6 protein-coding genes are annotated in these 8,618 nt (G+C 73.9%); 1 reads left to right on the forward strand and 5 read right to left on the reverse strand.

Features of this window, described 5'->3' with window-relative positions; all coding sequences use genetic code 11:
- Positions 1-175 precede the first annotated feature (175 nt).
- The gene (locus ABT158_RS12095) at positions 176-859 is read left to right on the forward strand and encodes a hypothetical protein (RefSeq protein WP_352352791.1); all 684 of its coding nucleotides are present in this window, start codon (positions 176-178) and stop codon (positions 857-859) included.
- A gap of 3 nt (positions 860-862) precedes the next feature.
- Here ABT158_RS12095 and kstD read toward each other — a convergent pair whose 3' ends face one another.
- The 5 genes from kstD to ABT158_RS12120 all read right to left on the reverse strand — a co-directional run.
- The gene (gene kstD, locus ABT158_RS12100; protein ID WP_352352792.1) at positions 863-2,620 is read right to left on the reverse strand and encodes a 3-oxosteroid 1-dehydrogenase; all 1,758 of its coding nucleotides are present in this window, start codon (positions 2,618-2,620) and stop codon (positions 863-865) included.
- A gap of 74 nt (positions 2,621-2,694) precedes the next feature.
- Positions 2,695-3,585, reverse strand: coding sequence for a YihY/virulence factor BrkB family protein (locus ABT158_RS12105; RefSeq protein ID WP_352352793.1), 891 nt, complete (start codon positions 3,583-3,585; stop codon positions 2,695-2,697).
- A gap of 167 nt (positions 3,586-3,752) precedes the next feature.
- Positions 3,753-7,793 (reverse strand): S8 family peptidase, encoded by a 4,041-nt coding sequence (locus ABT158_RS12110; RefSeq protein ID WP_352352794.1) that lies wholly within the window; start codon positions 7,791-7,793, stop codon positions 3,753-3,755.
- Between the two features lie 80 nt (positions 7,794-7,873).
- A complete protein-coding gene (locus ABT158_RS12115; protein WP_352352795.1) occupies positions 7,874-7,996 on the reverse strand; it encodes a hypothetical protein in 123 nt (40 codons plus the stop codon).
- A gap of 71 nt (positions 7,997-8,067) precedes the next feature.
- Positions 8,068-8,618, reverse strand: a 551-nt coding sequence (locus ABT158_RS12120) for a helix-turn-helix transcriptional regulator (protein ID WP_352352796.1), incomplete at its 5' end; no start/stop codon positions are given.

Raw genomic sequence — 8,618 nt, forward strand, 5'->3', positions numbered from 1 at the left:
CCGCCGCGACCACGTGATCTCCACCGTCATCCTGACACTGTACGATCCCCGCTTGTCATCCGTGAACAGGTCGTCACGCTGAGCATCCGCCCCGGTGCCGGGGAGTCGGGGGCGGGGATGAAGGTTGCAAGTCCGGAGCAATCCCTGCGCAAGGGGCGGATCCTAACGTCGGGGCGTGTCCAGACGACTGGTTCTCGGCGGCGCCGCCCTCGCGGCGACCGCCACGCTGACGCTCGGCCTTCCCGCCGCCCCCGCGCTCGCCACCGCCCCCGCGCTCGCCACCGCCCCCGCGCTCGCCACCGCCCCCGCGCTCGCCGCCGCGCCCGACCCCGGCAAGGTGGCGGGCGAGCTGTTCCGTGCGTGGCTGGCCGGCGACCGCGCCGCCGCGGCCGGGATCGCCACCCCCGCCGCGGTGCGCACGATCTTCGGTTACGCCTACCGCGCCCCCGACCGCTTCGACGGCTGCACCCGCGGCGTGTGCCGGTACGTGCACACCAGCGTGCGCGTGCCCGGCGGCCTCAACGGCATCGCGATGGCCGTGACCGGCTCCAAGGTCACCAAGGTCTACCTGTCCCGGCACGTCGTGCGACCGTCCGCCGCGGCCGGGCACCTGTTCGCCGCGTGGAAGCGCGGCGACCGGTACGCCGCCCTGGAGGTCGGCGCCGAGGGCGCGGTGCGGACGCTGTTCCGGGTCACGTACGACCCGCGCGGCGTCACCCACCACTTCCAGGGCTGCGCCAAGGAGCCGAAGGGCTACGCGTGCGCCTGGTCCTACGAGGGCGGCGCGATGTTCATGCACGTCCGCGGCTCCGCGGCGAGGGGCTACGACGTCCGGTCGATCACGTACACGGCCGACTGACGGTCAGCCGCCGGCCAGGTCGTTCGCGGCCACGTAGCCGAAGGTCATGGCCGGTCCGATGGTCGAGCCCGAGCCCGCGTAGCTGTGCCCCATGACGGCGCCGCTGGCGTTCCCGGCGGCGTACAGGCCGGGGATCACCGAGCCGTCGGCGCGCAGGACGCGGGCGCGGGCGTCGGTGCGCAGGCCGCCCTTGGTGCCCAGGTCGCCAGGGACGATCTTGAAGGCGTAGAACGGCGGCAGCCAGAGCGGCGCCAGGCCCGGGTTCGGCCGGACGTACGGGTCGGCGTAGTAGTGGTCGTAGGCGCTGTCGCCGCGGTGGAAGTCGGCGTCCCGCCCGGCCAGGGCGAACCCGTTGAAGCGGGTGACCGTGGCGCGCAGGGCGGCCTCCGGCACCCCGATCTTGCGGGCGAGCTGCTCGATCGTCGGGGCTCTGAACAGGACGCCGCTGTCGTACCAGGAGTCGGGGAAGGGCAGCAGCGGCGCGATGTCCTTGAACAGGTACTTGTTGCGGTACTGCTGGTCGATGATCAGCCAGGCGGGGATGTGCGGGTCGGACGGGGTGTTGCGGTCGTACATGACGTGCACGACGTCGCTGTAGGGCGCGGCCTCGTTGACGAAGCGCCGGCCGGCGCCGTTGACGATGACGCAGCCCGGCAGGGTCCGCTCGGCCAGGCAGAAGTACGGCTCGCCGGGCAGCGGGATCACCGGCCCCCACCAGGCGTCGTCCATCAGGTCCAGCGCGCCGCCGGCCTGCTCGCCGGCCTCGATGCCGTCGCCGGTGTTCTCCTTGGCGCCGACGGTCCAGCTCGTCCCGATGGGCTGGCGCTGGAACTCGGCCCGCATCGCCGCGCTGTGCTCGAACCCGCCCGATGCGACGATCACCCCGCGCCTGGCCCTGACCACCCCGGCCGGGGTGACCACGCCCGCGGCCCGGCCGCCCTCGACGTGCAGGCCGAGCAGCGGGGTGTTCAGCCACACCGGCACCCCGGCGGCCAGCAGCCCGGCGCGCAGCCCGGCGGCCAGCGCCTGGCCCATCGTCAGCGGCTTCTCGCCGCGCAACGCCGCCTGCGTGCCCCGCAGCAGGCACGCCGCCGACACCTCCGCGCCCTTCGGGTTGACCAGGGCGAGCGTCAGCCACTTGTAGTCGGCGCTGAAGACGACCATGCCCGCCGGGGTCGCCATGTACGGCGGGTTCAGCCGGGCCAGCTCCGGGCCGAGGAGGTTGCCGTCGAACTGGTCGGGCTCGATTGAACGGCCGCCCGGCATCCCGCCGGGGAACTCCGGGTAGTAGTCGGAGTACCCGTCCATGAACCGGAAGCGCAGCGGGCTGTTGCGCGTCACGAACGAGATCATCCGCGGCCCCGCGTCCAGGAACGCCTGCTGCCGCGCGGCCGGGACGGTGTCGCCCACCACGCGGGCCAGGTACGCGGCGGCCTTGGCGGGCGTGTCCGGCACCCCGGCGGCCAGGATCACCTCGTTGCACGGGATCCAGATGCCCGCCCCCGACCGCGCCGCCGACCCGCCGAACGTCGGCGCCTTCTCCAGCACGACGGTGCTCAGGCCGCGCTTGGCGGCGGCGAGGGCGGCGGTCATCCCGGCGGCCCCGGAGCCGACCACCACCACGTCGTAGTCGGCCTCGGCGTAGGCCGGGTCCTGGCCGAGTGCCGCGCCGGTGACCAGGATCCCCCCCGCGACGAGCAGGGTGCGGCGGCTGCGCCCGCGGGGGGTGAGGTCGTCGGAGGCCGGTGAGGCTGGTCGCATCGGTGATCCCTTCGACAGGGGAGAGCCGGTCGGCCCCCTCGCCGAAACGAGCATGCGCTTGGTTGGTTACCCTGTCAACGGGCCCTCCGCACGGCCAGATCCTTGACGTGGCCCGACGTGGCGGTCGCCGTCAGGGCGGTGGCGAACAGGATGAGCTGGTTGAGCACCTTCAGGAACAGCAGCATGCCCGCCGCGCCCGCGACCACCCGATAGGCGGGATTGGCCGCGGTGAGGTTGACGTAGACCTGGCCGATCGTCTTGAGGATCTCCAGCCCGGCGGTGATGACCAGCGCCGGCCCGATCACCCGGCGCAGCGGCACCCGCAGCCGCGGCGGCGCGGTCAGCAGCGCCATGGCCAGCAGCGTGTTCACGCCGAGGCCGAGCACGATCCCGGCCGCGGTGAGCACCCACTGGGCCGGAAGGGCCTCCACGCCCACGGTGAGCACGGCCAGCCAGGTCAGCAGCCGCTCGGCGGCGAAGGCGACGGCGAGCGACAGGGCGAGCAGCATCCCGAGCCCGGCCATCACGCCCAGGTCGATGAGCTGGCGCACGAGGAAGCGCCCCGGATACTCCTCCAGCCCCCAGATCGCCCGGGTGGCCGAGCGCAGGGTGTCCATCCAGAACAGCCCGGTCATCGGCAGCGCGACGAAGGCCACCGCGCCGGCCGTGCCCCCGGCCTCCCGTAACGCCTGGACGTCGAGGCGCGGGAAGTTCTCGCTCAGGTAGTGCTGGACCGTGGCCAGGACCGTCGGGTCGTCCATGACGTGGCCGAGGATGCCGAAGGCCAGCAGGGCCAGGGCGAAGGTGGCGAAGAAGGAGTAGTAGGTGAGGGCCGCCGACAACCGGCCGCCGTCGGCCTTGTCGTAGCGCAGCACGGCGCGGGACAGGTGGTCGAGCCAGCCGTGCCGGTCGCGGGCCCGCCGCCAGGCCGCCGCCGGGCCCTTGTCCGGTCCGGTGGCGTTCATGGTGCGGGGGTCCCTTCGCTCTCCGTCCCGGTGGCCGTACGCCGCCGGGTGCTCACCGTACCGCCAAGAGCGGACCGGTAAGGGAGCGCCCCGCACGCCGCCGTCCCGCCTGCCGGGAAGCGGGGAGGAGACCGCGGCCGCCGGGTGGGCGGCCGCGGTCGCCGGGGTCAGCGGAGGTTGAAGGCGCGCAGGGTGGTCTGCCTGAGGCGGTTGCCCGCCGCGTCCCACGCCTCCACCTTCAGGCTCACCGCGCCCTTGGTGGCGCGGTAGGCCGGGTACTTCGCACCTGCGGTGTAGACGCCGTCCCGGCCCCGCTTGAGGTCGGCGGGCTGCCAGGTGGCGCCGTCGTCGGTGCTGGTCCACAGCCGCACGCCCGCGATCGCCGGCATCTTCGCCGCCGACGGCCCGTGGTAGGCCTCCAGCTCGAACGTGTGCCTGCGCCCGGCCGCCACCGTGTTGCCGGCGGACAGGGTGTCACCGAGGTCGTAGCTGACGTAGACCGCGGGGGTGGTCCGGCACTGCTCGACCAGCCCGTCGACGAACCAGGCGTAGCAGTTGGCGCCCGGCCTGAGCTGCTCCTTGGCCGGCGGCGCGGTGAACGTCCACTCGATGTCCGACAGGGCGTTCCTGGCCGTCAGCCGGTAGGTGCCCGGCTCCTTGGGCAGCGGGTAGCGCGGCAGCGTGTCGAAGCCCGGCAGGGGGGCGTTCGGCAGTTCCTTGCCGTCGCGGTACAGGCGCAGCTCGTACTGGGGAATCAGGTCGCCGAACGCGACGCCGTCGTCACGCCGGTCCCCGACCCCGTTGACCATCGACGGCGTCACCCACAGGTTGCCGTCGTGCACGCAGATCGCGCACGGCACGCCGATCACGAGCTGCTTGAGCGGGGGCGCGTCCGCGGGGCCGCCGAGCGCGTACAGCTTGTCGGAGGCCGTCGAGGCGCCCGGCGTGCTCGGGGTGGCGAACCACTTCTGGACGGTGGTGCCCGGCCGGTCGAACACCTCGTGCCGGTAGCGGCTCTCCTGGACCTCCTCGCCGGGCGCGGACGCGACCAGCGCGGACATGCCCGCCTCGCTCACGAGCTTGGGGTCCAGCGGCCAGATCCACTGCGTCCTGCGCTCGGGCAGCGGGACCGGCCACTGGAGGATGTTGGTGTTGGTCGTGGTGTAGGAGATGTCGTCGGTCCGCCACGAGGCCCGCCAGTTCATGTACTTCGTGTACGGCCCGGCGTGCACGTCGAGGTCGACCTGGTGGAGCTGGCGCTCGGTCACCTCGTACCGCATGGAGTCCGGGACGCGCCCGTCCGCGGACGGCCGGAACACGTACGAGTACGGCGTGTTCGGCGTGCCCTCGACCCGGACGGTCACCGTGCCCCGGCCGGCCTCCTCGCGGATCTTGCTGCCCTCGGCGTTGGAGACGTAGGCGACGGGGATGTCGACCGGCTTGAACGGCCCGCTGAACGGCTTCTGCGAGATGGGCAGCGGGATCGGGCAGGTGGCGGCCTTCTCGCTGAAGGCCAGGACGCCGGCGGCGCCCGCGTCCCTGATCGGGCCCACCCGCTCGATCTGCAGGCCGCACGCCACCCCGAAGATGCCCTCGGCGGGCTCGGCGTCGATCAGCACGAGAGCGCCGCGCAGGTCCTTGCCCGCGAGGTCCTCGGGACGGCCCTTGCCGGCGTCGACCACCCGCAGGTCCTTGGTGCCCTCGAACGGCACGTAGCCCGGGTGGATCTCGCCGGAGTCGATCGTGTGGACCCGGGAGACCGGGTGCAGGGTCGTGCGCTTCGGCGTGCGCATGGTCATGGTGACCTCGGGCACGCCCAGCTCCCACTGGCCGGCGAAGCGGAAGCCGCCCTTGGTGACCTTCTTCGTCGGCAGCGCCCACACCTTCTCCCAGGCGCCGAGCGGGCGTCCGGACAGCAGCGTGCCGCCGAAGACCTTGCCGTTGGGCAGTGAGCGCTGGAAGAAGACGTCGTAGGTGTTGTTCAGCGGCTGCGCGGTCTTCGGCGCGCGGAAGCTGACCTCGGTGGCCTTGCGGGCGTCGAGGGTGATCTCCGTGTCGCCGGTGACGGTCAGCTCGGGCTCGAACAGCCAGGCCCGGTTGGCGCGGTCGTCGGCGTCCACCCAGTCGAGCACCTGCAGCAGGCTGACGGTGCCGGCCGGGACGCGGCTCACCACCAGGCCCACGTCGTCGATGCGGTTGGGGCCGAGCTCGCCCTTGTTGCCGTCGACGTCCAGGACGCTCATGGCCGACGGGGTGCGCGGCCTGCCGTCCCGGTCGAGGGTGCGGATGGTCAGGTCGTACTTGGGGGCGTCCCGCACCGCGCCGAGCGGCGTGGTGAGCCGGACGCCGTCCGCCTCGGCCGTCATGGCCCCGCTGTAGGCGCCGACGGGCAGCTCGGCCGGGTCGAGGGTGACGGTGGTGGCGGCGGTGCCGCCGGCGGGGACGGTCAGTGTCGCGTCGGCGAGCACCGGCTTGGCGGCGCCCATCGCCGCCTTCAGCGTGAGCGTGACGGGCTGGTCGCCCAGGTTGCGGTAGGAGATCTCGCCGCTCTTCGTCCCGCTGCCGGGCTCCAGCAGGCCGAAGTCCACGCCGCCGCTCGTCGTGAACACCTGCTGCCGGGTCGCGCGGTCCAGGTCCACCCGGCCGGCGCCCTGCTCGTAGACGGTGAAGCCGTCGTCCGTGGAGGTGGACATCAGGGCGGACTTGAGCTGCTGGGCCGTCCAGTCCGGGTGCCGCTGCGCCATGATGGCGACCGCGCCGGCCACGTGCGGCGTGGCCATGGAGGTGCCGGAGGCGCCGGTGTAGTGGTCGTCCACCGGGGAGCCCATGGCGGTGCCGGCCGCCCGCGCGGCCACGATGTCCACGCCGGGCGCGGCGATGTCGGGCTTGAGCCCGCCGCCGGGGCGCGGCCCGCGGCTGGAGAACGCGGCGAGCTTGTCGCTCTTGTCCACCGCGGCCACGGTCAGCGCGGCGTCGGCCGCGCCGGGCATGCTGATCGTCTCGGCCTCGTACAGGTTGCCCGCGGCGACCACGAACAGCGTGCCGGTCTCGGCGGTCAGGTCGTTCACGGCCTGGCTGAGCGGGTCGGTGCCGTCGCTGGGCGGGCCGCCGAGGCTCATGCTGACGGCCTTGGCGCCGCTGCGCGCGGCCCACTCCATGCCCTCGATGATCCACGACTCCTGGCCGGAGCCGGTGTTGTCGAGCACCTTGCCGACGACGAGCTGCGCGCCCGGGGCGACGCCCTTGCGCTTGCCGCCCGAGGCCGCGCCGGTGCCGGCGATGGTCGAGGCGACGTGGGTGCCGTGCCCGTGCCCGTCCTGGACGGCCTGGTCGGGGACGAACGACTTGCTGTCGGCGATCCTGCCGGCCAGGTCGGGGTGGCCGGTGTCGGCGCCGGTGTCCAGGACGGCGATCTTCACGCCGGTCCCGTCCTGGCCGCGTTCCCACGCCTTGGGGGCGCCGATCTGCGGGACGCTCACGTCCAGGTCGGCCTTGACCTTGGCGTCCAGCCACAGCTTGGCGATGCCGCCGCGCAGCGCGCCGGGCGACTTGGCCAGGGCCTCGCCGGCGGGCGGCCCGCCGCGCACGGCCTCCCAGAACGCGCCCGCCTCGGCCTTGGTGACGTCGAGGGCGGAGGCGTGGATGCTCTCCAGCGTCCGGGTGGGCTCGCTGGCGGGGACGGCGGCGGCCGAGCGCTTGACCGCGGCCTCCGGCTGGTCGCCCGGGTACTGCACGATGACCGGCAGCCGCTTGGCCACCTCGTCGGAGTAGCCGTTCTCGGCCAGGTACTTGACGTCGAACAGCCGCCTGTCCACCAGGCCCGCCTGGACGGCGGAGACCGCGTCGTCCGGCAGCACGAAGACGCCGTCCGGGGTGTACTGGGTGAACAGGTTGATGCGGCGGCCGTCCTGGCGGGTGCCGGGGGCCGGCTCGACGCGGTACCGGCCGGCGGCGGACCGGGTGAGCTGGACCTTGTCACCCGTGATCAGCGTGACGACGACCTTCTGGGCGCGCACCCCGGACAGGGTGACGTCCTTGGCGGCCTGCGCGGGCGCTGCGGGCGCTGTGGGCGCTGCGGGAGCGGCGGGGGCGGGGGTGTCCGGTGTCGCGGCGGTCGCCGGTCCGGCGGTCAGCACGCCGGCGAGCGCGGTGACCGCGGTCAGCAGGACGCCTGTCCGGCGCGCCAGCGGGGGGCGGGGCAGTGCCATGGTGGCCTTTCTGGCGGGGGAGGGGTTCGGACGGCGGCGGTGGGCTCATGGCCCGGAAAGGAGGAGCCGTCCGGGAGGGGTCAGACGGGTTCGAAGCCGTCCGGCGGGCGGGGGGGTTCCGGGGTCTCCTCGTGCGGGGAGGGGACGTCGGGGGCCGGGTCGTCCGGGTCCGGCCGGTCGGGGTCTTGGATGGGGTCGGACATGCCGAAAGTGTCGCGGCAGACGTATGGGGTGGGGTATGGGGTGCTCTATGGGGAAAAATCCCCATTCTGGGTCAGTCGCTGGGGAGGAGGTGGCGGGCCAGTTCCGTCCGCGACCGCGCCCCCACCTTGCGCATGGCCGCGCTGACGTGCTTGTCCACCGTCTTCGGCGACAGGAACAGCTCCCTGGCGATCTCCTGGTTGGTCAGCCCGTCGGCCGCCAATCGGGCCACCTGCTCCTGCCGGGCCGACAGGGCGTGGTCGTTCCCCGCCTGCGCGGGCGCGCTCGGCGCCGCCGGGCGGACGCCCCACCTGCGGCCCAGCCCGGTCGCGCGGTCGAGGTCCCAGCGCGCCCCGAGCTCGGCGTACACCGCGACGGCCCGGCCGAGCCGGACGGCGGCCTCGGGGTCGTCGAGGGCGAACAGGCAGGCGGCGGCCTGCTCGCTCGCCTGCGCCGCCTCGTACCGTGCCGGGACCGTCTCGAAGGCGTCGGCGGCGGCGGTGAACTCGGCCGCCGCCCGTCCCCACTGCTCCCCGGCGGCCGCCAGCAGGCCGCCGCCTGCCTGTTCGCCCTCGACGACCCCGAGGCCGCCGTCCGGCTCGGCCGGGCCGTCGCGGTGTACGC

Source organism: Nonomuraea sp. NPDC001636, from assembly GCF_040298265.1.
Classification (GTDB): domain Bacteria; phylum Actinomycetota; class Actinomycetes; order Streptosporangiales; family Streptosporangiaceae; genus Nonomuraea.

What these genes read in the sequence shown, in the direction of transcription:
- kstD (WP_352352792.1), bottom strand. Translation starts at nt 2,620, where the DNA reads ATGCGACCAGCCTCACCGGCCTCCGACGACCTCACCCCCCGCGGGCGC.
- ABT158_RS12105 (WP_352352793.1), bottom strand. Translation starts at nt 3,585, where the DNA reads ATGAACGCCACCGGACCGGACAAGGGCCCGGCGGCGGCCTGGCGGCGG.
- ABT158_RS12110 (WP_352352794.1), bottom strand. Translation starts at nt 7,793, where the DNA reads ATGGCACTGCCCCGCCCCCCGCTGGCGCGCCGGACAGGCGTCCTGCTG.
- ABT158_RS12115 (WP_352352795.1), bottom strand. Translation starts at nt 7,996, where the DNA reads ATGTCCGACCCCATCCAAGACCCCGACCGGCCGGACCCGGACGACCCG.